Below are 24,165 nucleotides of genomic sequence, written 5' to 3'. Positions count from 1 at the left end.
CTCGCCTCCTTCAAGCGTCTCCAGCCACCGGGAACGACACCTTGCCGGCCACGATCGATTCGCTCGGCTGCGCGGCGAGCTGCCGGGATGCCTCGGCAACATAACCCGCCAGCAACGGCGCTTCCGGCCACTCGCCGGCATTCGGCCTGACGTTGCGCGCTAGGGCCATGCCAAGGGCCACGCGATCGTCTTCGCGCAGGGCGTCGTCGTAAGCCGCGGTACGGCCATAGAACATCTTTGCCAGCCTCTTCATGCGCTTCGGCACGCCGACATCGCTGATGCCGAGTTCCCTGAGCGAATGCTCGACATCCAGGAAGAACTCGTCGATCAACACCTGCGCGAGCTCCGCCGCGGCGCCGCCCTCCCCGCGCAGYCGGTGCTGGAACAGGAACATATGCAGCGACAGCATCTCGAAGCGGCCGAGCGGCGTATCCGGCACATTCCAGTCGGAATAAAACACAGTCTGCCGCGCGGCCGCCACGATTTGTGCGTAGAGCGCCTCGGTGATAGCGCGGTTGGCATGACGTTCGCGGCCAAAAAGGCGCTGGAACATTGAGGGTGGTCTCCCGGGGACCTTTTGTTTGAATTGGCCTTGTTGCATCGGCATGCAAGCTGGTTTACCGGTTTTGCGGCCCAGCGCAAGTTGCGGGGATGTGATGGAGAATTGTTGTTGGGTGCGCTGAAATTCAAGTCGTTCCTTGCGCCCGCCCCGGTGGGCGTGGCGTCGCTGCTGGTTGCGGTATCAGCACTCTCGGCCTGCAATTCGTCCAAGATGATCGGGGATCTCAACCCGACCGAGACGCTGACGCAGGGCTATGTCATCGACCAGCAGGCCGTCGACTCGGTGCCCGTGGGCTCGAGCCGAGAGCAGGTGCTTCTGGCGCTCGGCACGCCGTCGACGACGGCGACCTTCGACAATGAGGCCTTCTATTACATATCGCAGACGCGCAAGCGCTATGTCGCCTTCGACAAGCCGCGTCTGGTGGACCAGCACGTGCTGGCGGTCTATTTCGGCGCCGACGGCCGCGTCACCCAGATCGCCAATTACGGCCTGAAGGACGGCAAGATCTTCGACTTCATCTCTAGGACAACGCCGACCGGCGGCAAGGACCAGAACTTCCTCAGCCAGGTCATCAACGGCGCCAGCAAGCTGGCGCCCGGCATCCCGGGCGGCGGCAGCAGAGGCACGCCCTGAATTCGGCTTCTGGCATCCAGACAATCAAGACCCGCCGAATCGCTCCGGCGGGTCTTTTGTTTCGACGAGAATGCTTGGTCAAAACAAAACCCGCGGGATCGCTCCCGCGGGTCTTTGTCCTGAAAAGCGCCGGGTTCAGCCGTGCGCGAGCACGGCTAGCAGCAGCAGCGCCACGATGTTGGTGATCTTGATCGCCGGATTGACCGCCGGACCGGCGGTGTCCTTGTAGGGGTCGCCGACGGTATCGCCGGTGACGGAGGCCTTGTGCGCTTCCGAGCCCTTGAGGTGCTTGACGCCGTTCCTGTCGGTGAAGCCGTCCTCGAACGACTTCTTGGCGTTGTCCCAGGCGCCACCGCCGGAGGTCATCGAGACCGCGACGAAGAGGCCGTTGACGATGACGCCGAGCAGCGAGGCGCCGAGCGCCGCAAAGGCCGAAGCCTTCGAGCCCGAGATCAAAAGCACGCCGAAATAGACGACGAGCGGCGCCAGCACCGGCAGCAGCGACGGGACGATCATTTCCCGGATCGCCGCCTTGGTCAAAAGGTCGACCGCGCGCGCGTAGTTCGGCTTCGAGGTACCGGCCATGATGCCCTTGTCCTCGCGGAACTGCTTGCGCACCTCCTCGACGATCGAGCCGGCGGCGCGACCGACCGCGGTCATCGCGATGCCGCCGAACAGGTACGGGATCAGGCCGCCGAAGATCAGGCCGGCGACGACATAGGGGTTGGAGAGATCGAAGGAGATCTCCCCCATGCCCTGGAAGTACGGATACTTGTCGCCATTGGCGGCGAAGAACCTGATGTCGTTGGAGTAGGCCGCGAACAGCACCAGCGCACCGAGGCCGGCCGAGCCGATCGCGTAGCCCTTGGTCACCGCCTTGGTGGTGTTGCCGACCGCGTCAAGCGCATCGGTGGAGTGACGCACTTCCTTGGGCAGGCCGGACATTTCGGCGATGCCGCCGGCATTGTCGGTGACCGGGCCGAAGGCGTCGAGCGCCACGATCATGCCAGCGAGGCCGAGCATGGTGGTGACGGCGATCGCCGTGCCGTAGAGGCCGCCGAGCTGATAGGTGGCGATGATGCCGCCGACGATCACGATTGCCGGAAGTGCCGTCGATTCCAGCGAGACGGCGAGGCCCTGGATGACATTCGTGCCGTGGCCGGTCACCGATGCCTGCGCGATCGAGTTGACCGGCCGCTTGTTGGTGCCGGTATAGTATTCGGTGATCACCACGATGAGCCCGGTCACAGCCAGGCCGATCAGGCCGCAGAAGAACAGGTTCCTGCCGGTGATGGCAACACCTGCGACCGTTCCAAATTCGCCCCAGCCAAGGCAGGCCGAGGTGGCGATGGCGAGGCCGACGATCGACAGCAGGCCGGTGACGATCAGGCCCTTGTAGAGCGCTCCCATGATCGAGCCGTTGGAGCCCAGCTTGACGAAGAAGGTGCCGACGATCGAGGTCAGGATGCAGGCGCCGCAGATGGCAAGCGGATAGACCATCGCGGCACCCAGAACGGCGGTGCCGCCGAAGAAGATGGCGCCAAGCACCATGGTGGCGACAACCGTCACCGCATAGGTCTCGAACAGGTCGGCGGCCATGCCCGCGCAGTCGCCGACATTGTCGCCGACATTGTCCGCGATGGTGGCCGGGTTGCGCGGATCGTCTTCCGGAATACCGGCTTCGACCTTGCCGACGAGGTCACCGCCGACGTCGGCGCCCTTGGTGAAGATGCCGCCGCCGAGACGGGCGAAGATCGAGATCAGCGAGGCGCCGAAGCCGAGCGAGACAAGCGAGTCGATGACGACGCGGTCGTTCGGCTGCAGGCCCATCGGGCCGGTCAGGATGAAGTAGTAGATGGAGACGCCGAGCAGCGCCAGGCCCGCCACCAGCAGGCCGGTGATGGCGCCGGACTTGAAAGCGATGTCGAGGCCGGCGGCGAGGCTGTTGGAAGCAGCCTGCGCGGTGCGCACATTGGCGCGCACCGAGACATGCATGCCGATGAAGCCGGCAGTACCCGAGAGCACAGCGCCGATCAGGAAGCCGATCGCGGAGGTGACGGACAGCAGCCACCAGGCGAGCAGAAGCACGACGATGCCGACGACTGCGATGGTGGTGTACTGGCGCGCCAGATAGGCCTGGGCGCCTTCGCGAATGGCTGCGGAGATTTCCTGCATGCGCTGGCTGCCCTGATCGGACGCAAGGACCGAACGTGTCGCCCAGATGGCGTATAGGACTGAAAGCAGGCCGCAGGCGATGACGGCGGTAATGATGGTCATTGCCGGATTTTCCTCGATTGTTGGCCCAAAAGAACCCCTCCCTGGGCCGTTGGAACGGGAGACGGATGCCGGCAGTCGGAATCCGCCCCTTCGCTGGCGTGTATGCGAAACAGGGCTTGGAACGTCAAGATATTGTTCGGTTTTTGCCCTGCTTTCACCCGAAAGGCGAAGTCGGGCGACTTAAAGGTCGACGGCGTCATTGTTTATATCGATTGAAATGACGTAAGGGAATCCGACCAGGATCGCGGCCTTCCCGGCTCTACTCCGCCTCCCGCCCCATCCGGCGCGCGGCGTAGCGCTCGATCGCAGACAGGCCGTCATAGATCAGCACCGCAAGCGCCGCCACGATCAGGCCGCCCTGCAGCACGAAGGCAAGGTTGTTCGATATCAGGCCGGCGATGATGACCTCGCCCAGCGTCTTTGCCGCGACCGTCGAGCCAATGGTGGCGGTGGCGAGGCTGATGACCACCGAGAGCCGGATGCCACCTAGGATCACGGGGGCGMTCAGCGGCAGTTCCACCTTCACCAGCCTTTGCCAGCCGGTCATGCCGGCGCCGCGCGCCGCTTCCATGACGTTGCCGGGCAGCGTGGTGAGCGCCGTCAGTGCATTCTCAAAGATCGGCAATAGCCCGTAGAGAAAGAGCGCGATCAGCGTCGGCTTCTCGCCGAAGCCGACCGCCGGCACCGCAAGCGCCAGCACCGCAACAGGCGGGAAGGTCTGGCCGATATTCACCAGGCTGCGGGACAGCGGCAGGAATTCGGCGCCGGCCGGCCTAGTGACCAGGATCGCAAGCGCGACGGCGACGATTGCCGCCGCAATCGTTGCGACCAGCACGGTCCTCAGATGCTGCAAAGTGAGCGTCAGCAGGCTGCCCTGGTTGTAGATCGCCGGCGCGCCGTTCTCGGTCAGGGGCTTCAGCAACGGCTCGAACCAGCCCGGGCTGGTGATGAAGACGACCAGCAGCACCAGAAGCGCCAGCCTCAACAGCGCGGGCAGCCAGGCCTTCATGCCGGCCTCGCGCGTTTCAACAGCGCTTCCACGGTGATGCGGCCGATGAGCTTGCCGTCGCTATCCTTCACCGGCAGCGCCGGGCGGCCCGACCACAGAAGCTCGGCCAGCGCGTCGCGCTGGCTGGCGTCGCCGGGGATCGCCTCGCCTTCGGCGCCGCCGGCCTCCACTGCGTCGCGCACGCGGCCGAGCGACAGGAGCCTGAACGGCCGCTCGCTGGAGCCCACCAAGGTCTCGACGAAGCCATTCGCGGGCTTCGCCAGTATCTCCGCCGGATTGGCGTATTGCAGCACCTTTCCGTTATCCATGACGGCGATCTTGTCGCCCATATGCACCGCCTCCTCCATGTCGTGGGTAACGAGGATGATGGTGGTGCCGAAACGCTTCTGGATCGCCAGCAGATCTTCCTGCGCCTTGGTGCGGATGATCGGGTCGAGCGCTCCGAACGGCTCGTCCATCAGAAGCACATTGGGTTCCGCGGCGAGCGCGCGAGCGACGCCGACGCGCTGCTGCTGGCCGYCGGAGAGCTCATGCGGATAGCGGGGACCGTAGGCCTGCGGATCGAGCTGATAGAGCTTCATCAACTCCTCGACGCGCGCCTTGATGCGGTCCTTGTCCCAGCCGAGCAGCAGCGGCACAGTGGCGATGTTCTGCGCCACGGTACGATGCGGGAACAGGCCATGGCCCTGGATGGCATAGCCGATGCTGCGGCGCAGCTCGTATCCAGGCAGCGAGCGATTGTCGGCGCCGTCGATCTTGATGACGCCAGACGTGGGCTCGACCAACCGGTTGATCATCCTGAGCAGCGTCGTCTTGCCGGATCCGGAAGTACCGACGACGGCGGCGATGGTGCGCGGCTCGACGACCATCGAGACATCGTCGACGACGGCCGTTCCGTTGTAGCGMTTGGTGATGCCTTCGATCTCGATCATTCGGGGTCCGCCCTGCGCCTAGTGGAGGTCATTTCGATAATCGCGTCGAGGATGATAGCCGCGGCAAAGGCCAGCGCCACGGTCGGCACAGCGCCGAGCAGCACCAGATCCATGGCCGTCTGGCCTATGCCCTGGAATACGAACACACCGAATCCGCCGCCACCGATCAGCGCTGCGATGGTGGCGAGGCCAATATTCTGCACCAGCACGATGCGGATGCCGGTGAGGATCACCGGAAAGGCGAGCGGAAACTCGACATCGAACAGACGCTGGCGGTCGGTCATGCCCATGCCGCGGGCCGCATCGTTGGCGGCGCGCGGCACGCCGGCAAGTCCGATCACGGTGTTCGCCACGACCGGCAAAAGCGAATACAGAAACAGCGCGACGAAAGCGGGCGCGGTGCCGATGCCCCTGACGCCGGCGGTTGCCGCGCCGGGCACATGCGCGGCGATCCAGCCGAGCGGCGCGATCAGCAGGCCAAACAGCGCGATCGACGGGACGGTCTGGATGATGTTGAGCACGTTGAGGACGCCATCCCGCAACCGGTCGACCCGGTGGCAGAGAATGCCGAGCGGCACCCCGAYGACCACCGCCGCCGCCAGCGAGCCGAGGGCAAGCGTGATATGCTTGAGGCCTTCAGCCCAGAAACCGTCGGCGCGGCTGGCATATTCCTTGAGGATGGAAAGACTGTCCCAACTCCCCGACACGAGCAGCGCGCCGACGGCGAGCGCGGCGACGGCAAGAACGCCGAGGCGCGCCTGGGGTGACAGGTTCAGCCTCGTCAGCACATCGGCCAGAAGCAGCGTGAAGGCGAAGATAAGCAGCCAGAAGCCGGAGGCCGGCGCGACGCGGGCGAAAGTGTTGCCGGCAGGCGTCAGGAAACTGCCGGCGATGCCGATTAGAATGACAAGCGCGAGCAGCGCAACAACGCTCGCTGCCAACCTCAGGATAAGCGGCGTCCGCAGCAGCGCGACGATGCCGCCGGCGATCAATATCGCCAGGAGCAAGGTGCCAAGCGTGGGCGGCAGCGCGTCCAGGATCGAGCGCGCCTGCCCCGGCACGATACGGTTGGCGCGGAACGTGGCGAAGGGTGCCGCGAAGGCGGCATAGGCGGCGATCGCGGCGATGACCACGCCGAGCTTGTCGAAGCGCAGGGTCATCGCCATCCCTCGGGAGAAGGTTGACAGGTTGGCGGGACACCCCTCTCTGGCCAGCCGGCCATCTCCCCCGCAAGGGGGGAGATCGGCAGCTCCGCCGACGGCTCCTGTCCAACTCGCACTTGTGTCGCGATCCCCGCCCGACTACTTCAAGAACCCATTCTTCTTCAAAAAGTCTTCAGCAACCGCCTTGGCAGGCTCGCCGCCGAGCTGGACACGACCGTTGAGCTGTTGCAGCGTGTTGACATCGAGCTTGGCGAAGACCGGCTTCAGCAGCTGCTCGATTTCGGGATGCTCTTTCAGCACCTTCTCACGGATGATCGGCGTCGGCTGATAGACCGGCTGCACTGCCTTGTCGTCCTCGAGCACGACGAGGCCGGAGGGCTTGATGCCGCCGTCGGTGCCGTAGACCATGGCGGCGTTGGCGCCATTGGTCTGATTGGCGGCCGCGGCGATGGTTGCGGCGGTGTCGCCGCCGGAGAGCGTGATCAACTGGTCCGGCTTCAGCTTGAAGCCGTAAGTGGTCTGGAAGGCCGGCAGGGCGGCCGCCGAATTGACGAACTCAGCCGAGGCAGCCAGCACCACCTTGCCGCCGCCCGATACATATTTGCCGAAGTCCGACAGGGTGACCAGCTTGTTCTCGTCGGCCACTTCCTTGCGCAGCGCGATCGCCCAGGTGTTGTTGGCCGGCGACGGCRCCAGCCAGACGATCTTGTTGGCGTCGTAGTCGAGCTTCTTGGCGGTCTCGTAGCCCTTGGCGGCATCCTTCCACAAAGGATCGTCGGCCTTCTGGAAGAAATAGGCCGCATTGCCGGTATATTCGGGATAGATGTCGATCTCCCCGGCGGTGATCGCCTTGCGCACCACCGGAGTGCCACCCAGCTGGATGCGGTCGGTGGTCTTGATGTTGTTGGCATTCAGAACCAGCTCGATGATGTTGCCGAGCACACCACCCTCGGTGTCGATCTTCGAGGAGACAACCACCTGGGCATGTGCCGAAGCCACGCTGATGCCGAGCGCAATCGCTGCTACGGCGAGCTTTCCGATTGAAAACATTGTGGAAATCCTTTGCTGTGAGCCGAAGGGTCGGAGGCTGTATGTGAGCACGGGTTTAACGCGTCGTCGGGGCACACGGTTTCATAACGGCTGGAATGCGCRCAATAATTTTGTCTGCGGCGCGAATGCCGCGCTGCACCACGTCCCGACAGCGTGATGTCAGTTGGCGGCGCGCAGGCCCGGCAGCTTCAATGCGCCGAGCGCCAGGAAGCAGAGAACGACAACCGGGAACACGACCCAGTTCAGCATGGTCCAGCCCCAGGCGTTGTAGACGGCGCCCGACATCAGCGAGGCGAAGGCGACCGACCCGAACAGGACGAAGTCGTGGAAGCCTTGCACCTTGCCCTTCTCCGAGGGCCGGTAGCTGGCGGCGACCATGGAGGTGGCGCCGATGAAGCCGAAATTCCAGCCAAGGCCGAGCAGGATCAGCGCCGTCCAGAACTGCCAGAGCGCCAAGCCAGAGAGCGCGACGCCAGCGCAGCCGATGAGCAGGACCAGCCCGATGGCCACAATGCGCTCGGCGCCGAAGCGGTGGATCAGCGAGCCGGTGAAGAAGCTCGGCCCGAACATCGCCATGACATGCCAGGAAATGCCCAGCGTGGCATCGTCGGTCGAGAGCCCGCAGCCGACCATGGCGAGCGGCGCGCCGGTCATGACGAAGCTCATCAGCGCGTAGCTGCCGACAGCGCAGAACAAGGCCGCGACGAAGCGCGGCTGGGTGGCGATCTCAAGCAGCGGGCGGGCGTCGCTCTCAGCGATCGCAGCGGTGCTGCTTGTCCGTTTGGAAACATGCAGGAAGGAAAGGATCACGGCGCCAACGGCCGCCAGCACCAGGATCGAGGCGAAGGATCCGGCAAACATCACCGGCGCGAGAAGCTCGCGAGTATAGATGACGATCTGCGGCCCGAGGATTGCGGTGACGATGCCCCCCGCCAGGACGAAGGAAATGGCGCGCGCCTTGAATTCCGGCGGCGCGTTGTCGGCAGCGGCGAAGCGGAACTGCTGGACAAAGGCGCCGCCGACACCGATCACGCCGAGGCCGAAGGCAAACAGCCAGAAGCTTGCCTGAAAAAGGGCCAGCGTCGCCGTCAGACCGCCGAGCGCGGTGATGACGGTTCCGGTCATGAAGCCGCCGCGGTGGCCAAGCCGGCGTATGATGGCGGCGGCCGGCAGGGCGCCGAGCGCCACCCCGAGGTTGAAGCCGGTGACCGGCGCCGTCGCCAACGATTTGTCGGGACCGAGCAGATACTCCCCGGCAAGTGCGCCGAGCGAAATGGAAATCGGCGCGGCGGAGCCCACGATGGCTTGCGCCGAGGCAAGCAGCAGCGCCGTGCGTCGCGCTGCGCGGCCGCCTTCGGCGACCACGGCCACGGCGGCCGTCATGACGCGTCCTTGCCGCGTCCCTCGCCGCGCACCCGGCGCGAGACGCGGTCGAGCACGGCGTTCACCAGCTTCGGTTCGTCCTCTTCGTAGAAGGCCTTGGCGATGTCGACATATTCGGAGACGATGACGGCCACCGGCACATCGTCCCGCTTCATCAGCTCATAGACGCCGGCGCGCAGGATGGCGCGGAGCGTGGAATCCAGACGCGACAGCGGCCAGTCGTCGGTGAGCGCCTGGCGGATGACCGGGTCGATGGTCTTCTGGTTCTCGACGACGCCGGTCAGTATGGCGCGGAACCACTGCGCGTCCGCCTCGCGATAGAGTGCGCCGTCGACTTCCTTGCCGAGGCGGAAGGCCTCGTATTCGGCGGTGATCTCGAAGACGCCGCTGCCGGCCACATCCATCTGGTAGAGCGCCTGGACGGCGGCAAGGCGAGCGGCGCCCCGCTTGTTGGCGTGGCGCACCGCTCCGTTGTGGGCAGGCTCGCTCACGATTGGGCTCCGAATTTCTCTTTGAGCGCGATCATGGTCAGCGCCGCGCGCGCGGCAAAGCCGCCCTTGTCGCCCTCGGTCCGCCTGGCGCGCGTCCAGGCCTGCGCATCGTTCTCGGTGGTCAGGATGCCGTTGCCGATCGCGATCGCTTCCTGCACCGACAGGTCCATCAGCGCGCGGTTCGATTCATTGGCGACGATGTCGAAATGATAGGTGTCGCCACGGATGACCGTGCCAAGGGCAACAAATCCGTCATAATGCATGCCGCCTTCGCGGGCGCCGTCCAACGCGAAAGTGATCACGGCCGGGATTTCCAGCGAGCCCGGAACGGTGACGACGTCGTAGGTGGCGCCGGCTTCGTCCAGCGCGCTGGTCGCGCCTTCGAGCAGCGCGTCGGCGAGATCGTCGTGGAAGCGCGCCTCGACGATAAGCAGATGCGCCTTCGCCTTCGGACGAATGAACGCTTTGCCGTGTTGGGATGTGCCAGCCATAAAAGTCTCCGGGGGATCGCGGGTGACTTAGGCCGAAGCCGGGTTGATCGCAAGCACAAGATTGCCGAACGGACGCCGGCCCGGCGTCTCTCGACGAATTCCGATCGCGCTCAACGCGATCTTTCCGAACGACTTTGGTTAGGCAGGCGAGGCCTCGAGGATCGAGATCGGCGCCCGGGTGCCGATCACCCGCTCGAGCCGCAGTCCGGCGCCTTCGAACAGACGGGCGTATTGTGCCTCCGTCCGCTCCAGGCCGCCGGTGACCGCGAGCATGACCACATCGATGGCCTTGATCTGGTGCGGCTCGTCGCCCGGAGGCACGAGCGTCTCGGCCACGAGCACCTTGCCATGCGCCGGCATGGCCTCACGGCAACGCCGCAGGATCAGCCCGGCACGTTCATCATTCCAGTCGTGGATGACCTTCTTGATCACATAGACGTCGCCGGGCGGGACGCCCTCGAAGAAGTCGCCCGCGACGAAGTCGGTGCGCGGCAGCTCGCCGCCGGTACCCCGGCGCGCCGCCGCCACCCCGGAGGGTAGATCGAACAGAACGCCACTCAAATGGGGATTGCGGGCAAGGATCGCCGAAAGCAGCTGTCCATGCCCGCCGCCGACATCGACGACCCGTGTGTATCGGCCGAAATCATAGGCGTCGGCTACCGCCTCGTTGTTGCCCTGGCCCAAGGCGACCATGGCCTGCTGGAACAGGGCGGCCTGCTCCGGGTGGCTTGAGAGCCAATCGAACCTCGGACTTCCGAACACCTTGTCGAACRCCGGCTTTCCGGTCCGGACAGAATGCATGAGTTGTTCGAAGGCGAGATAGGGCTCGCTGTTGGTCATCCGGATGAAGTCGCGCGGTCCGGGTCGATCGGAACGAAGCGCTGCGCCGACTTCCGTCAACGCAAAATGGCGAGGCCGAATTTCGGTGAAAACCCCCTCCGGCGCCAGAAGCCGCATCACGCGGTAGAGCGGTTCGGCATCCACCTTCGTGGCAGCTGCCAATTCTTCAACTGACATTGCGCCGGGTGCCAGAAGATCGGGAATGCCGAGTTCGATAATCACGCGTAGCGCCTGCGACACGGCAAATCCGAAACCAAGCCTTACGACTTGCTGCGACGGGCTGCTCACGCCTTTCCCCTCCGGGCTTTCCCTTGGAGAAAGCTTACGTGGGGTGCGAGCAGAAGTGAAGTGGGAAGCCGTGAGGAAAGGCGGATTGCGATGGCAGAGGCTGAAGCCGCKTTGACAGCAAGTGGAAGATCGCTGAGGACCTAGCTCACTCCTATCGATCCTCTCGCGTGTGCCATAGGCGAAGCACAAAAATCGTGGCGTTCTGTATTTCGTAGCGAATCTCGTAGTTGCCGACCAGAATGCGTACTTCCCGTGGCTCGAACTCTTCCAGCTTTTCACCGATACGTGGATGCTCGATTAGCCGTGCTGGCCCAGCAGCCAATGACTGCACTGCACGTGCGGCGGCCTGGCTGTTTGTTGGTGCAAGAAAATCATGAAGCCTGACCAGATCGGACAAAGCCTTACTGGTCCACTTCAGCTCCATCAACGTGGCACCGGGAGCGGTTTTTCAGCGCTAAGGCTCTCGGCCCATAATTGAACAGCTGGGTGGTCTATAATCCGACCAGCGTCAACATCGGCCAGCGCTTCAAGCGTAAGCCGCTGGCGCTCCTCCTCCAAGTCGACCCAGGCGGAGAGTGCTTGTTTGACGATCCAACCACGCGGGCGCTCAAGTCGAGCAGCCAATTGGTCTACTTTCTCCGCAAGGGGCAGCGGAACATGAGCAGTGATTACCTTTGTGTCCATTCGAACCTCGCAATCATGTTTAATCGTAGCGATTAACATTGATTAAGTCGAGATCAGACTGCGGCTAAAGCCTCACAGCCCCTCTTTCGCCGCCTCCGCCAGGCGCGCGGCGTAGCGGGCCATGGTGTCGATCTCGATGTTGACACGGTCGCCTTCCTGGCGGTCGCCCCAGGTGGTGACGCTCAGCGAATGCTGGATCAAAAGCACGTCGAAGCGCGTGCCCTCGACCTTGTTGACGGTGAGCGAGGTACCGTCGAGCGCGACGGAGCCTTTCGGCGCGATGAACTTCGCCAGATGCCGGGGCGCTTCCAGCGTAAAGCGCACGGCGTCGCCCTCCTCCTTGCGCCCGACGATCTCCGCCGTGCCGTCGATATGGCCCGAGACGATGTGGCCGCCGAGCTCATCGCCGATCTTCAGTGCCCGTTCGAGGTTGATCCTGGTGCCAGTCCGCCAGCTCGAGGCGGTGGTGAGACGCAAGGCTTCTTCCCAGGCCTCAACCTCGAACCAGCGCGCGTTGGAGCCATGCTCGGGCAACGCCGTGACGGTCAGACAGACGCCGCCGCAGGAAATCGAGGCGCCGATCGCAATCGTCTCGGGATCATAGGCGGTGTCGATGCGCAGGCCGACGCCTTCGCTGAGAGGCTTCACAGCCGCCACAGTTCCAACGTCGGTGACAATTCCAGTAAACATCGGATTCTGTCTTTCAGCTTGACCCTGATCTTGTCCAAAGCCGGTTCCCGCTTTTTGGGATCACGGTCTTATCCACTCGGCGTAGCTGTCCTCGCCGAAGCGCATCTCACGCAATTTGCGGAACCCAGGCGGGATATGGTCAGCGTCGATGGGCGATGCAATGCCGTCCTCGCCGATCGCGGCCGGCCCCTGGAACAGCACGATGCGGTCGACCAGACCTTCCTCAAGGAAGGCCCTCGCCACCTTGGCGCCGCCCTCGACCAGCACGCTCGCGATGCCAAGTGCCGCAAGATCCTCCAGCAGTTCCGGCAGGGCCACTTCGCTCTTGTAGGTTTCGGTGCCGATGAAATGCACACCTGCGCGTTCAAGCGCGTCCCGCCGGTGCGGGTCGGCTTCGGCGCATGCCGCAACATAGAGCGGCACATGGTCGACGCCGGAAACAAGCTTGGACGTCTCCGGCAGCCGGATCTGGCGATCGAGGATGATGCGCGCCGGCGACCGGTTCTCCAGCCCCGGCAGGCGTACGGTCAGCGCCGGATCGTCTTCCAGCGCCGTGCCGATGCCGACCAGAATGGCGTCCGCTTCAGCGCGCATCAGATAGACTTCGCGCCGCGCAATCTCACCGGTGATGGCGACCTGGCCGGCGCCTTTCCTGCCGATCTTGCGGTCGCTCGAAAGCGCAAGTTTCAGGATCACTTCCGGGCGTTTTTTCAATGATCGGATCAAATAGCCGGCCATCTGCTCGGCGGCCTCGGCGGCGAGCACCCTCTCCACCACCTCGATACCTGCGGCGCGCAGGATGGCGTAGCCCTTGCCCGAGACGCGCGGATCGGGATCGCTCGCCGCACCCACGACGCGCGCAATGCCAGCATTGACCAGCGCATTGGCGCAAGGCGGCGTGCGGCCATGATGGGCGCAAGGCTCCAGCGTGACATAGGCGGTGGCGCCGCGCGCCAGCTCGCCGGCCTCGGCCAGCGCCTCGGTCTCGGCATGCGGCCGGCCGCCGATGGCGGTGACGCCAGTGCCAACGATCATCGGGCCCGCGCCATCGTCGCGCACGATGATGGTGCCGACGGAAGGATTGGTCGAAGTCCGGCCGGCATTGCGGCGCGACAGCCTGATGGCCGCCGCCATGAAACGGCGATCAAGGGCTGCCTGATCGGCCTCGCTCGGTCGAGACATCGCCATCTCAGCCGGCGTCCTCTTCGCTCTTTTCCTCGTCGCCCTTCAGCTCGCCGAGCAGTTCATGGAAATCCTTGGCTTCGCGGAAATTGCGGTAGACCGAGGCGAAGCGGACATAGGCGACGTCGTCGAGCGATTTCAGCGCCTCCATGACCAGGCGCCCGACCTCGCCGGAGGCCACTTCCGTCTCGCCCGAGCTTTCGAGCTGGCGCACGATGCCGGTCACGGCGCGGTCGATGCGCTCGGGATCGACATTGCGCTTGCGCACCGCGATCTCCACCGAGCGCAGGAGCTTGTCGCGATCGAAGGGCACCTTGCGACCGGACTTCTTGATGACGACGAGGTCGCGCAGTTGCACACGCTCGAAGGTGGTGAAGCGGCCGCCGCAGTCAGGGCAGACACGCCGCCTGYGGATTGCCGCGCCGTCCTCGGCGGGACGCGAATCCTTCACCTGCGTATCTTCGGACTGGCAATAGGGGCAGCGCATGGAGAGCCTTTGGTTCGCGATTCTCGGGTGGCGGAAAGGCTTAGTGCGTTTTGCCGCAACGGCAAAGCGCAGAGACATTTCGCGCCTCAGAGATAGCGAGGCGCGAGGAAGATTGCCAGCGCCCTGCCCCGGGTCCCGCCGCCATCGGCGCTACGGTGCGACGTCCTTGGTTGCGAAGCCGCAAGACGTGCCGAGATTGCGATAGGCCTTGGTGAAGCCATCCATCGGGATGCTGGCGACCGTCTGCTTGCCGAAGGTGATGTCGAGCGAGGTGACTTTGCGCATGGCGCGCAGCACAGCGAGACTGGTCTTGGCCTGGTTGTCGACTGTCCAGCTGGGACGCCCATTGACGCCGTTGCTGGAATAGACCGTGGCGGAAACCTTGACTCCGGGGTCGCCGAAGGTAGCCGCGATGTTTTTCCCGGTCGGCAGATCCTTGTTGTCGACCGTGATCATCACGGCGGGATAGGCATCGGGCGGCAGCGCGTCACCGGTCGAGATCGACAGCGTGAGCGTGCCCGCATTGCCGCTCCCGTCGACGAACGCCGTCGAGGCGGCGCAGGTCTTGTGCGCATCCTGCCCGGTATCCAGCGTATCAATGATCGTGGTCCACCGGCCGAAAGTGTTGGTGGCCGGCATATCGCTGGCCGGCTGGGTCTGCTCCTGGGCCACCGCGCCGCACGCGGCGATAGCGGTCAGCGAGCCAGACAGGACAAGGGCAGCAAGACGGAAATTGCGCATCATCAAATCTCCAGCAAGCCGCGCCGCCCGATCAGGCGGCGCGAAGCGTAAAGGATAAAAGATGACGCGACGCGGCCGGTCAACCGAGATAGGGGTAGAGCGGGAAGCGATCGGTCAGCGCCGTGACCTTGGCCTTGACCGCAGCCTCGACCGCGGCATTGCCTTCGTCGGAGTTCGCCACCTTCAACCCGTCCAGCACCTCGGCGATCAGCTTGCCGATCTCGCGGAATTCGGCCTGGCCAAAGCCGCGCGTGGTGCCTGCCGGCGTGCCGAGGCGGACACCGGAGGTGATGAAGGGCTTTTCCGGATCGAAGGGGATACCGTTCTTGTTGCAGGTGATGTTGGCGCGGCCAAGCGCTGCCTCGGCGCGCTTGCCGGTGGCATTCTTCGGACGCAGGTCGACCAGCATCAGGTGGTTGTCGGTGCCGCCCGAGACGATGTCGAGCCCGGTTTCCTGCAGGCTCGAGGCCAGYGCCTTGGCGTTGGCGACGATGCTTTCGGCATAGGCCTTGAAGCTCGGCTTCAGCGCCTCGCCGAGCGCCACCGCCTTGGCGGCGACGACATGCATCAGCGGGCCGCCCTGCAGGCCCGGGAACACCGCCGAGTTCATCTTCTTGGCGATCTCCTCGTCATTGCAGAGGATCATGCCGCCGCGCGGGCCGCGCAGCGACTTGTGCGTGGTGGTGGTCACGACATGGGCGTGCGGCAGCGGCGACGGGTGCATGCCGCCGGCGACGAGGCCGGCGATGTGCGCCATGTCGACCATCAGATACGCGCCGATCGAATCGGCGATCTCGCGGAAGCGCTTCCAGTCCCAGACGCGCGAATAGGCGGTGCCGCCGGCCAGGATCAGCTTCGGCTTCGTCTCATGCGCGGTCTTCTCGATCGCATCCATGTCGAGCAGGTGGTCGTCCCTGYGCACGCCGTAGGACACGACCTTGAACCACTTGCCGCTCATGTTGACCGGCGAACCATGGGTGAGATGGCCGCCCGAATTGAGGTCGAGGCCCATGAAGGTGTCGCCGGGCTGCAGCAACCCGAGGAACACCRCCTGGTTCATCTGGCTGCCGGAATTCGGCTGGACGTTGGCGAAGTTACAGCCGAAGAGCTTCTTGGCGCGCTCGATGGCCAGTTCCTCGGCCACGTCGACGAACTGGCAGCCGCCATAGTAGCGCTTGCCCGGATAGCCCTCGGCATATTTGTTGGTCATGATCGAGCCCTGCGCCTCGAGCACCGCGCGGGACACGATATTCTCCGACGCGATCAGTTCAATCTCATGCCGCTGGCGGYCAAGCTCGTTGCGGATGGCGCCGAAGATTTCCGGATCGGCATCGGCAAGCGTGGTCTCAAAGAAGGATTCGAATTTGCTGGAGGCTGCAGCGGCTGATGACATGGCTTGCTTTCCCTTGGGGCCGGAGGTCTGCGAGGTCGCCGCCATTAACACAGTTGTGTTTGGCCCGCCACGTTTGCGGCGCGAAATTTGCTGGCCGGATTGCGCCAAGCAATCGCCTGAAACGTTATTTGCCGTCTTGCCGGCTTTTGGGCACAGAGTGCAGTCAGCGTAATCTCGGTAAGCGCGCCCGCATCGTATGGTCGTTGATATCGCGGCTGCGGGGACATGGCGCCTGCCCGCACTCCGCCCCTATGCCGCCATGCCGGCTCGCCGGAAGCAGCGATCAGGCTGCCAACCAAAGGCCAAAATGAAAAAGGCCGCCTCAAGGGCAGCCTTTTTGTTTTGGCTATCAGAGACTTACRGCGAAGAGGTGATCTGCAGCTGCTCGTTGCCGTCGAGGCCGTAGATGTCGTCGCGGAACTGGACGACGCCCGGCGCGGTCGACCATGCCGAAAGATAGAGGAAGTGGACCGGCACCGGATTGACGACCTCCACCGGCGTGTTTTCGCCCGTCTTGATCGTCGCCTCGAAATGCTGGCGGTCCCAGCCCGGGGTATCGCGCAGGATCCAGGTGACCAGGTCGCGCACATTCTGGACGCGCACGMAGCCGGAGGAATCGAAGCGCATCAGCTTGCCGAACAGGCTCTGCTGCGGCGTGTCGTGCATGTAGACGCCGTCCGGGCTCGGGAAGTTGATCTTGACCGAAGCCATCGCGTTGCCGGCGCCGGGATCCTGGCGGAAGCGGTATTTGGCGGCATCGTCCGTCGACCAGTCGATGCTCATCGGATCGACCTCGCTGCCGTCGGGCGCGAACAGGCGGATATGGCTGTCCTTCAGATAGTTAGGGTCCTTCCGCATCAGCGGAATGATGTCCTTGCGCACGATCGAGACCGGCGCATTCCAGTAAGGATTGACGATGATCTCGTTGATCTTGGAATTCACGATGGGCGTCTGGCGGTCGATCTTGCCGACGATCGCAGTGTGGCGAAGCACGACGCGATCGTTCTCGACCGCCTCGACCTGCGCCGCCGGAATGTCGACCAGCACATAACGGCTGCCGAGCGTGCCGGCCTTCTCGCGCAGGCGCTGCAGATTGGTCTGCAGCTGGCCGAGCCGGATCTGGGCAGGCACGTTCATCGCCGCGTAGGTGTACTTGCCCATCGCGCCGTCGGCCGGCAGTCCGTGGCGCAGCTGGAAGCGCTTCACCGCCGCGTCGACATAGGAATCGAAGGCGGTCGAGATGCCGGCGCTCTGCGGCAGGTCGCCCGAGACCATCAGGCGCTTGCGCAGCGGCACGACATCCGGATCGTCGTCGCCGAGCTGCAATTTCTTGGTTGCCGGAACCTGCTCCCAGCCGCCCTGGGCAACGATGTTCTGATACTGCGCCACCGCCTGCTCGGTGAAGGCGACAGTCTGCAGGCTGAAAATCGGCAGTGTCGAGGCAACCTTGTTGGTGTCGCTGGCGCGGGCGTCGAACTGGTCGTCCCAATTGCCGCGGGTCGAAGATTTGAGGATATCCCCGACCACATCCTGCGCGCTGGCATGGCCGGCAACAACAGCGGCGGCGAGCGCAGAGGCTCCGGTGAGGAAGAAGCGGCGGCTGGTTCTCATGGACGTTCCAGACATTCTAGCTGTATCATCTCGCTCAGTTCGCTCTACTGGCGGGTCGCCAGCACTCTAAGGTCGGCAATCTTAACAATTAGCCAACCATGACCTGCGTCATCAGGGCGCGAAAACGTAGCACCACGACGCCTGTTTCAGGAGGCGCTGGCCTCGGCCCGCAGCATCACCCGCATTCTCGCTTTCACCGCGATTATGGCGGCAACGTGGCTTTGGCCCCCTATTTGCAACCGGTGATACGATCAAAGAATCGGACCGAGGCATTTTGGCATCGCCGGCAGCGGACGCCCTTCCGGTCCCTACTTCACCCGGTTTGGGCACAGGGTCTTGAACTGCTCCAGCGTGTAGTCGTAGCCGGAGGCGCCAGAGCCATCCAGCACCACGTTCTCGTCCGTGTCGGTGATCAGGTAGTCTGTCGCGCTGCCGGCAGGGCTGCGGCCCTGAAAGAGCATGTTGGCGCCGTAGAAGGTGGTGAACTTCCCGGTCTTGCAGTCCGCGGTGATCTCCAGATGCAAGGGCGTATTCATTTCCTTGGCAATGCAATCCTCGGTCACCTTGCCGACATAGTCGCGGCAAAAGCCGATTGCGTTTTGCCTGGTGTGCTTGGTCAGGATGCTGGCATGYGACGTGCCGATGCCGGTCTTTTTGACAATCGTGAGCTCCATGCCCGCCCTGGCGCCGTAAGAGATCGTCCTGGCTTGAACCGGCGAAGCCAGGATCAAAGCGGAAAGCACAAGCAGGAAATAGCGCATGACTCCCCCTCCCCTTTGATGGGAAAGCTTCCACGCCTTCAACCCTACGGTCAACCACCCCTTGCAGGTCGATCGGCCGGCTGCCCTTCGCCCTCGCAAAAGAAAGGACCGGCGCTTTTCGAGCACCGGCCCCACAGTTTTCTCCGGCCGCGCTTCTCCGGCGCGGCTTCGATGTGTTCCCGGTCTCAGACGCGCTTACATCCGGTAAGCGATGGTGTCGTTCCAGAAGCGGTCGAGGCGCTGCAGGGCGCGGTTCATCTGCTTGAACTCGTCGGTGTTGATGCCGCCGACGTGCTCGATCGAGCCGACATGGCGCTCGTAGAGACCGGCGACGACATCCGCCACCTCGGTGCCCTTCGGCGTCAGCGAGACGCGGACGGAGCGGCGGTCGATGCGCGAGCGCTGGTGGTTGATGAAGCCGAGATCGACCAGCTTCTTCAGATTGTACGAGACGTTCGAACCGAGATAATAGCCACGCGAGCGCAACTCACCGGCGGTCAGCTCCGAATTGCCTATGTTGAARAGCAGCAGTGCCTGGATGGCGTTGATGTCAGAGCGGCCGTYGCGGTCGAACTCGTCCTTGATCACGTCAAGCAGACGGCGGTGCAGGCGCTCCACCAGCTGCAGCGATTCCATGTAAAGCGAACGGATAGCCTCGCGGCGATCGTCGGATACGTTAGCGGTCTTCGCCGCCGGACGCGAATTGTTCATTGTCTTTGCCTCTCGTTTGTCGCCCGGTGATCTTTTTTGTTTTTCACCTTGATCGCGACACTATCGAATACTCATAAAATTCGACTTAAACGCCAAGGCTAACAAGAGCTTACCGGCAAGAGGTTTCGAAAGAGGCTTAACGAACGGTCACGCGAACAAGATCAATTAACCTAAAGATTTAGCCAATGATTGTGGGGGCAAATCGCGGCCGCGAACTCGGCCCACCGGAGCGGCTCGGCTGCCTATTGCCGGAGCTGGCGCTTCTGTATCCAGATAGTGACCCGGAAGACAATGTAAAGCAGCGCCACGCAGGCATGCGAGATCACGATCAGCAGCCGGTGGCCGAAAAGATCGGGAAAGACGGCATACATGACGGTCTCGGTCGCCGCGCAGATGAACCAGATCACCGGCCCCCAGGAGGCGAGCATCCAGAGGCCCGCGGCGGCGAAGGGAAAGAAGACGGCAAGCGTGGCCGCCGCCACCTGCCAGTGCACCGGCATCAGGTCGAAGCGCCAGAGCTCGCCCGGATAGATGCCGATCAGCCGGATCCAGTAGAGGATGCCGAACAGCAGGCAGTAGCCGGCAATGACCCGCTGGAACCAGGCGAAGATCACCTCCGTGGTCGAGGGCTGCAGCACCACGCGCCTGGAGGTGACCTCGCTCACAGTTCGAGCTCCCCGGTCCCGAGCGGCGCGAAATAGGCATCGACATCGGCGGCGCTCACCGCATCGAGGCTGGCGGGCCGCCACTGCGGCTTCGTGCCCTTGTCGATGATGGCGGCGCGGATGCCTTCATAGAAATCGTGGCAGGCCAGCATGCGGTTGAGGATGCGGAATTCCATCTTCATGCACTCGTCCATCGACAGCGTCAGCCCGGCGCTGATCTCGCGCCAGGCGACATTGAGGCTTGTCGGCGAGCGCGTCTTGATGGTGGCCAGCGTCTTGGCGGCGAAGGCGTCGCCGGCGGCAGCTTCCTCCAGGCTTGCGATGATATCGGCGAGCGAAGCTTGCGAGAAATGGTGCGCTATCGCTTCCAAATCCTGCCGCTCCGTTTCGCGCCTGGCGGGCGTGAAGAAGCCGCGCAACTCCGAATCCGGATCGCCGGTCGCCGCCAGTTCGTCGAGCAGGCCTGCCTGATCCTCGGCCTTGATGGTGTGCGTGGCGAGGCCCGACCACAGCGCATCGCCATAGCGGATGCGATTCCCCGTCAGCCCTAGATACATGCCGAAGCTGCCGCCGAGGTCCGGCAAGAGGTGGCTGGCGCCGACATCGGGGAAGAAGCCGATGCCGACTTCCGGCATGGCGAACTGCGCGTTCTCGGTCAGCACGCGATGCGAGCCGTGGAAGGAAATGCCGACGCCGCCGCCCATGACGATGCCGTCGATCAGCGCGACATACGGCTTCTTGAAGCGCGCGATGCGGGCGTTGAGGCGGTATTCGTCGGCGAAGAAATCGACCGGCGGCTTGCCGGCACGGCCGGCCTCGTAAATGTGCAGGATGTCGCCGCCGGCGGAAAACGCCCTGCCTTCGGCCTTGACGACGACGACGCTGACGCCGGCGTCCTTCTCCCAGGCGTCGAGCGCGTTACCGAGCGCCTTGACCATGCGATGGGTGACAGCGTTGAGCGCTTGCGGCCGCGCCAGCGTGACGACGCCGGCCTTACCCAAACGCTCGAAGCGAATCTCCTCGCCTCCGCCAAAATCCATCACCAGAGAATCCTTTTCTCCGCCCTTTGCGGGATACTGAAGTGCTAAAGACGGCACAGGGATGCGTCAATGGCGGTGGACGCTGCTCTGGCGGCTGGCCGCCTCAGATGTTACGAAACCGGCAAACCATTGCGCCCCGCGCGGGGTCGACAGATTTTCGAGCAAATCGAGATGCCTGGATTTTCTCGTTCCATGGCTGGCTTGGCAGGTCTCCTTTGCCTGGGAGTTCCCTCCGGGTTGGCCGCGACGGCGGCGGAGCTCTATCAGGCGCAGACCATCGTCACCGGCACCGGCGAAGTGAACCGGCAGATCGGCTTCAAGGACTGCCTGGAGAAAGTGCTGGTCAGGGTTTCCGGCGATCAGCGGCTCCTGCAGAGGCCGGAGATGCTGGCGCTGCGCGACAAGGCAGCCGACTTCGTCGCGTCCTTCCGCTATCATGACCGGCTGGAAGGCATTCCGATCCATGACGAGCAAGGCACGCACGACCGGCCGCATGACCTGACCTGCCTCTACAAGCCCGCGGTGGTCGACAAGCTGCTGGCGCAGCTCGGCAGCAAGCCCTGGCCCGGCGAGCGGCCGCCAATCGCCGTTTTCCTGACAGCCGAGCAAGGTACAAAACATTTTGTGCTGACGGCTGACGAGGACCGCGGCAAGACGATGCGCGAGTCCTTTGCCAACGCCACAGTGCCGCTGCTGATGCGTGTCAGTTTTCCAAAGACGGAGCAACTCGACGACCTCGACGACAAGGCGCTGCGGGCTGCCGATATGGCAAGGCTCGACCGGCTCGCCCGGCAGGCGGGTGCGGACCGGGCGCTCGCCGGCAGCATCGTGTGGAGCGACAAGGAATTGGGCTGGATCGCGGACTGGCGGCTTAGCAATCGCGGCAAGACATACCAGTGGCAGGCGCGTGGCGTGAGCTTCGACGAGGCTTTTCGCGTGGCGGTCCGGGGCGCGGCGCAGATTTTGTCCGGGAACGGGCAGCCTTGAACGGAGTTCCTCGCCCCCACGAAGTGGGGGAGAGGTGGCTCGGCGAAGCCGAGACGGAGAGGGGGACTGCGCCCTACGAAGGCCCCCTCTCCCGCCGCTTCGAGGCCACCTCTCCCCCGCTTTGGCGGGGGCGAGGAAACTGAGCCGATCTGGCACAATCGTGTCGCATTGGTCAGTGGCTAGGGTGCATGGTAAAAGCCGGAACGAAAAGAGAGTTTTGGCGATGAACAGATTCACCCCCGCAAAGCCTGCCGGCGCGCGCAGCGTCGACGAGATCACCGGCAGCCGGCGGCTGCGGCGCATGCGCAAGGCTGACTGGTCGCGGCGCCTGGTGCAGGAGAACCAACTCTCGGTGAACGACCTGATCTGGCCGATCTTCGTCGTCGACGGCAGGCAAGTGCGCGAGCCGATCGCCGCCATGCCCGACGTCTATCGCCTGTCCGTCGACCTCGCGGTCAAGGAGGCCGAGCGCGCGGCCAAGCTCGGCATCCCGGCGATCGCCACCTTCCCCAACGTCGAGCTATCGCTGCGCGACGAGACCGGTTCGCATATCCTCGATCCGGACAATGTCATCAACCGCGCCACCCGCGCCATCAAGGATGCAGTGCCCGAGATCGGCATCATCACCGACGCGGCGCTCGACCCGTTCACCAGCCATGGCCATGACGGCATCCTGCGCGACGGCATCATCGTCAATGACGAGACGGTGGAACAGGTCACCGCCGCGGCCGTCATCCAGGCCGCCGCCGGCGCCGACATCATCGCGCCGTCGGACATGATGGACGGYCGCATCGGCGCCATCCGCGACGCGCTCGACGCCAACGGTTTCCAGGACGTGGCGATCATGTCCTATGCGACGAAATTCGCCTCAGCTTTCTACGGCCCCTATCGCGAGGCGGTCGGAACCGCCGGCCTGCTCAAAGGCGACAAGAAGACCTATTACATCGACCACGCCAATTCCGACGAGGCTGTGCGCGAGGCCGAGCAGGATCTCGCCGAAGGCGCAGACATGCTGATGGTGAAGCCTGGGCTGCCCTATCTCGACATCATCCGCCGGCTGAAGGACGAGTTCCAGATGCCGACTTTCGCCTACCAGGTGTCTGGCGAATATTCGATGATCAAGGCGGCCAGCGCCAATGGCTGGATCGACGGCGAGAAGGCGATGCTGGAATCGCTCATCGCCTTCAAGCGCGCCGGCTGCGACGGCGTTCTTACGTATTTCGCGCCGACGGTGGCGGAGATGCTGAGGGGGTAGGCCTCTCGGCAACTCTCGCAAAACGTTTCAGGCCCATCCTCCAATCGCATTCGCGCGATGGGCAAGTTCGCCCTTACCCTTGCACGACGGAATCCACTTCTGATTCGGCCGAATACCGCTTGCATTTTGCAATCGGTTAAGCTAGTCAATACCTGCTTGCATATCACAACTGGCCTAGGAGGAGATGATGTCCAGCGTGCGTGTCAACGCTTTCACTCTGTCGCTCGACGGCTACGGCGCTGGTCCCGATCAGGCTCTCGAAAAACCGCTCGGCGTCGGCGGCGAAGATCTGCATAAATGGATGATCGGCACCCGTACCTTCCGCCAGATGGTGATCGGCAAGGAGGGCGGCACGACCGACATCGACGACAGCTTCACCGTGCRCAGCTTCGAGAATGTCGGCGCCTGGATCCTCGGCCGCAACATGTTCGGGCCCGTTCGCGGCGAATGGCCGGACGAGAGCTGGAAAGGCTGGTGGGGCGACAACCCGCCCTATCATGTGCCGGTCTTCGTGCTCACTCACCACAAGCGGGCGCCGATCGTCATGGAAGGCGGTACGACATTTTATTTCGTCACCGACGGCATCCATTCAGCGCTCGAACAGGCGAAGGCGGCGGCTAAGGACAAGGACGTGCGGATCGGAGGCGGCGTCGCCACCATCCGGCAATATCTGATGGAAAGCCTCATCGACGAAATGCATCTCGCGATCTCGCCGGTCCTGCTCGGCTCCGGCGAGCATCTTTTCGCCGGCCTTGACATGCGGAAGCTCGGCTACCGCTGCACGGAGCAGGTGGCGACGGCTGATGCCACGCATGTGATGATCGGGCGGGTGTAGATAG

Annotated in this window: 26 protein-coding genes; 4 read left to right on the top strand and 22 right to left on the bottom strand. The window is 63.9% G+C overall.

Going from position 1 to position 24,165, the window contains the following annotated elements:
* Positions 1-10: 10 nt before the first annotated feature.
* Positions 11-553, bottom strand: a complete 543-nt coding sequence (locus ORS3428_RS14035; RefSeq protein ID WP_071098647.1) for a ubiquinol-cytochrome C chaperone family protein — start codon at positions 551-553, stop codon at positions 11-13.
* Positions 554-670: 117 nt separating this feature from the next.
* Between ORS3428_RS14035 and ORS3428_RS14030 the strand changes: the two genes are divergently transcribed.
* Positions 671-1,195: an outer membrane protein assembly factor BamE gene (locus ORS3428_RS14030; RefSeq protein ID WP_071098645.1), complete on the top strand. Its 525-nt coding sequence runs from the start codon at positions 671-673 to the stop codon at positions 1,193-1,195.
* Between the two features lie 135 nt (positions 1,196-1,330).
* On the opposite strand, the gene ORS3428_RS14025 is transcribed toward ORS3428_RS14030, so the two are convergent.
* The 21 genes from ORS3428_RS14025 to ORS3428_RS13930 all read right to left on the bottom strand — a co-directional run bounded on the left by ORS3428_RS14025 (position 1,331) and on the right by ORS3428_RS13930 (position 21,084).
* Positions 1,331-3,472, bottom strand: coding sequence for a sodium-translocating pyrophosphatase (locus ORS3428_RS14025; RefSeq protein ID WP_071098643.1), 2,142 nt, complete (start codon positions 3,470-3,472; stop codon positions 1,331-1,333).
* A gap of 259 nt (positions 3,473-3,731) precedes the next feature.
* Entirely contained in the window at positions 3,732-4,481 is a 750-nt protein-coding gene (locus ORS3428_RS14020) for an ABC transporter permease (RefSeq protein ID WP_071098641.1), read from the bottom strand.
* A complete protein-coding gene (locus ORS3428_RS14015; RefSeq protein ID WP_071098639.1) occupies positions 4,478-5,413 on the bottom strand; it encodes an ABC transporter ATP-binding protein in 936 nt (311 codons plus the stop codon). The genes ORS3428_RS14020 and ORS3428_RS14015 overlap by 4 nt, the downstream gene beginning before the upstream one ends.
* Positions 5,410-6,573 carry an ABC transporter permease gene (locus ORS3428_RS14010; RefSeq protein WP_071099261.1) on the bottom strand — a complete coding sequence of 388 codons (1,164 nt, stop codon included), beginning with the start codon at positions 6,571-6,573 and terminating at the stop codon, positions 5,410-5,412. The genes ORS3428_RS14015 and ORS3428_RS14010 overlap by 4 nt, the downstream gene beginning before the upstream one ends.
* A 141-nt stretch (positions 6,574-6,714) precedes the next feature.
* Complete coding sequence (osmF, locus tag ORS3428_RS14005; RefSeq protein ID WP_071098637.1) at positions 6,715-7,626, bottom strand: glycine betaine ABC transporter substrate-binding protein OsmF; 912 nt, start codon at positions 7,624-7,626, stop codon at positions 6,715-6,717.
* A 159-nt stretch (positions 7,627-7,785) separates the two neighbouring features.
* Positions 7,786-9,009, bottom strand: a complete 1,224-nt coding sequence (locus ORS3428_RS14000; protein ID WP_071098635.1) for an MFS transporter — start codon at positions 9,007-9,009, stop codon at positions 7,786-7,788.
* Complete coding sequence (nusB, locus tag ORS3428_RS13995) at positions 9,006-9,500, bottom strand: transcription antitermination factor NusB (RefSeq protein ID WP_071098632.1); 495 nt, start codon at positions 9,498-9,500, stop codon at positions 9,006-9,008. Before nusB ends, ORS3428_RS14000 begins: the two co-directional genes overlap by 4 nt.
* Positions 9,497-9,991 (bottom strand): 6,7-dimethyl-8-ribityllumazine synthase, encoded by a 495-nt coding sequence (gene ribH / locus ORS3428_RS13990; RefSeq protein ID WP_071098630.1) that lies wholly within the window; start codon positions 9,989-9,991, stop codon positions 9,497-9,499. The genes nusB and ribH overlap by 4 nt, the downstream gene beginning before the upstream one ends.
* A 138-nt stretch (positions 9,992-10,129) precedes the next feature.
* Positions 10,130-11,119 carry a methyltransferase gene (locus ORS3428_RS13985; protein ID WP_071098628.1) on the bottom strand — a complete coding sequence of 330 codons (990 nt, stop codon included), beginning with the start codon at positions 11,117-11,119 and terminating at the stop codon, positions 10,130-10,132.
* 151 nt (positions 11,120-11,270) lie between these two features.
* A complete protein-coding gene (locus ORS3428_RS31515; protein ID WP_083355135.1) occupies positions 11,271-11,543 on the bottom strand; it encodes a type II toxin-antitoxin system RelE/ParE family toxin in 273 nt (90 codons plus the stop codon).
* A complete protein-coding gene (locus ORS3428_RS31510; protein ID WP_083355134.1) occupies positions 11,543-11,803 on the bottom strand; it encodes a CopG family ribbon-helix-helix protein in 261 nt (86 codons plus the stop codon). Before ORS3428_RS31510 ends, ORS3428_RS31515 begins: the two co-directional genes overlap by 1 nt.
* Before the next feature lie 72 nt (positions 11,804-11,875).
* Positions 11,876-12,493 carry a riboflavin synthase gene (locus ORS3428_RS13975; RefSeq protein ID WP_071098623.1) on the bottom strand — a complete coding sequence of 206 codons (618 nt, stop codon included), beginning with the start codon at positions 12,491-12,493 and terminating at the stop codon, positions 11,876-11,878.
* Positions 12,494-12,553: 60 nt separating this feature from the next.
* Positions 12,554-13,681, bottom strand: a complete 1,128-nt coding sequence (ribD, locus tag ORS3428_RS13970; protein ID WP_172833688.1) for a bifunctional diaminohydroxyphosphoribosylaminopyrimidine deaminase/5-amino-6-(5-phosphoribosylamino)uracil reductase RibD — start codon at positions 13,679-13,681, stop codon at positions 12,554-12,556.
* Position 13,682: 1 nt separating this feature from the next.
* Complete coding sequence (gene nrdR, locus ORS3428_RS13965; protein WP_071098621.1) at positions 13,683-14,162, bottom strand: transcriptional regulator NrdR; 480 nt, start codon at positions 14,160-14,162, stop codon at positions 13,683-13,685.
* A 150-nt stretch (positions 14,163-14,312) separates the two neighbouring features.
* Positions 14,313-14,903 (bottom strand): hypothetical protein, encoded by a 591-nt coding sequence (locus tag ORS3428_RS13960; protein ID WP_071098618.1) that lies wholly within the window; start codon positions 14,901-14,903, stop codon positions 14,313-14,315.
* A gap of 79 nt (positions 14,904-14,982) precedes the next feature.
* Positions 14,983-16,296 (bottom strand): serine hydroxymethyltransferase, encoded by a 1,314-nt coding sequence (gene glyA / locus ORS3428_RS13955; RefSeq protein WP_071099259.1) that lies wholly within the window; start codon positions 16,294-16,296, stop codon positions 14,983-14,985.
* Between the two features lie 357 nt (positions 16,297-16,653).
* Entirely contained in the window at positions 16,654-17,907 is a 1,254-nt protein-coding gene (locus ORS3428_RS13950; RefSeq protein ID WP_071098616.1) for a L,D-transpeptidase family protein, read from the bottom strand.
* A gap of 308 nt (positions 17,908-18,215) precedes the next feature.
* Positions 18,216-18,668, bottom strand: a complete 453-nt coding sequence (locus ORS3428_RS13945) for a hypothetical protein (protein ID WP_071098613.1) — start codon at positions 18,666-18,668, stop codon at positions 18,216-18,218.
* Positions 18,669-18,863: 195 nt separating this feature from the next.
* Positions 18,864-19,379 carry a transcriptional regulator LdtR gene (gene ldtR, locus ORS3428_RS13940; protein ID WP_071098610.1) on the bottom strand — a complete coding sequence of 172 codons (516 nt, stop codon included), beginning with the start codon at positions 19,377-19,379 and terminating at the stop codon, positions 18,864-18,866.
* Between the two features lie 242 nt (positions 19,380-19,621).
* Positions 19,622-20,044, bottom strand: a complete 423-nt coding sequence (locus tag ORS3428_RS13935; RefSeq protein ID WP_071098608.1) for a DUF6163 family protein — start codon at positions 20,042-20,044, stop codon at positions 19,622-19,624.
* Complete coding sequence (locus ORS3428_RS13930; RefSeq protein ID WP_071098606.1) at positions 20,041-21,084, bottom strand: enoyl-CoA hydratase/isomerase family protein; 1,044 nt, start codon at positions 21,082-21,084, stop codon at positions 20,041-20,043. The genes ORS3428_RS13935 and ORS3428_RS13930 overlap by 4 nt, the downstream gene beginning before the upstream one ends.
* 237 nt (positions 21,085-21,321) lie before the next feature.
* Between ORS3428_RS13930 and ORS3428_RS13925 the strand changes: the two genes are divergently transcribed.
* The 3 genes from ORS3428_RS13925 (at position 21,322) to ORS3428_RS13915 (ending at position 24,161) form a co-directional block, all read left to right on the top strand.
* The gene (locus tag ORS3428_RS13925) at positions 21,322-22,071 is read left to right on the top strand and encodes a DUF2066 domain-containing protein (protein ID WP_244507959.1); all 750 of its coding nucleotides are present in this window, start codon (positions 21,322-21,324) and stop codon (positions 22,069-22,071) included.
* A 223-nt stretch (positions 22,072-22,294) separates the two neighbouring features.
* Entirely contained in the window at positions 22,295-23,326 is a 1,032-nt protein-coding gene (gene hemB, locus ORS3428_RS13920) for a porphobilinogen synthase (RefSeq protein WP_071098602.1), read from the top strand.
* A 187-nt stretch (positions 23,327-23,513) separates the two neighbouring features.
* Positions 23,514-24,161: a dihydrofolate reductase family protein gene (locus ORS3428_RS13915; RefSeq protein ID WP_071099258.1), complete on the top strand. Its 648-nt coding sequence runs from the start codon at positions 23,514-23,516 to the stop codon at positions 24,159-24,161.
* Positions 24,162-24,165 lie beyond the last annotated feature (4 nt).

This window comes from Mesorhizobium sp. ORS 3428 (genome assembly GCF_001854785.1).
Taxonomy (GTDB): Bacteria; Pseudomonadota; Alphaproteobacteria; order Rhizobiales; family Rhizobiaceae; genus Mesorhizobium.
The sequence above is the reverse complement of the archived record's forward strand: the minus strand, read 5'-3'. Positions and strand labels throughout refer to the sequence as shown.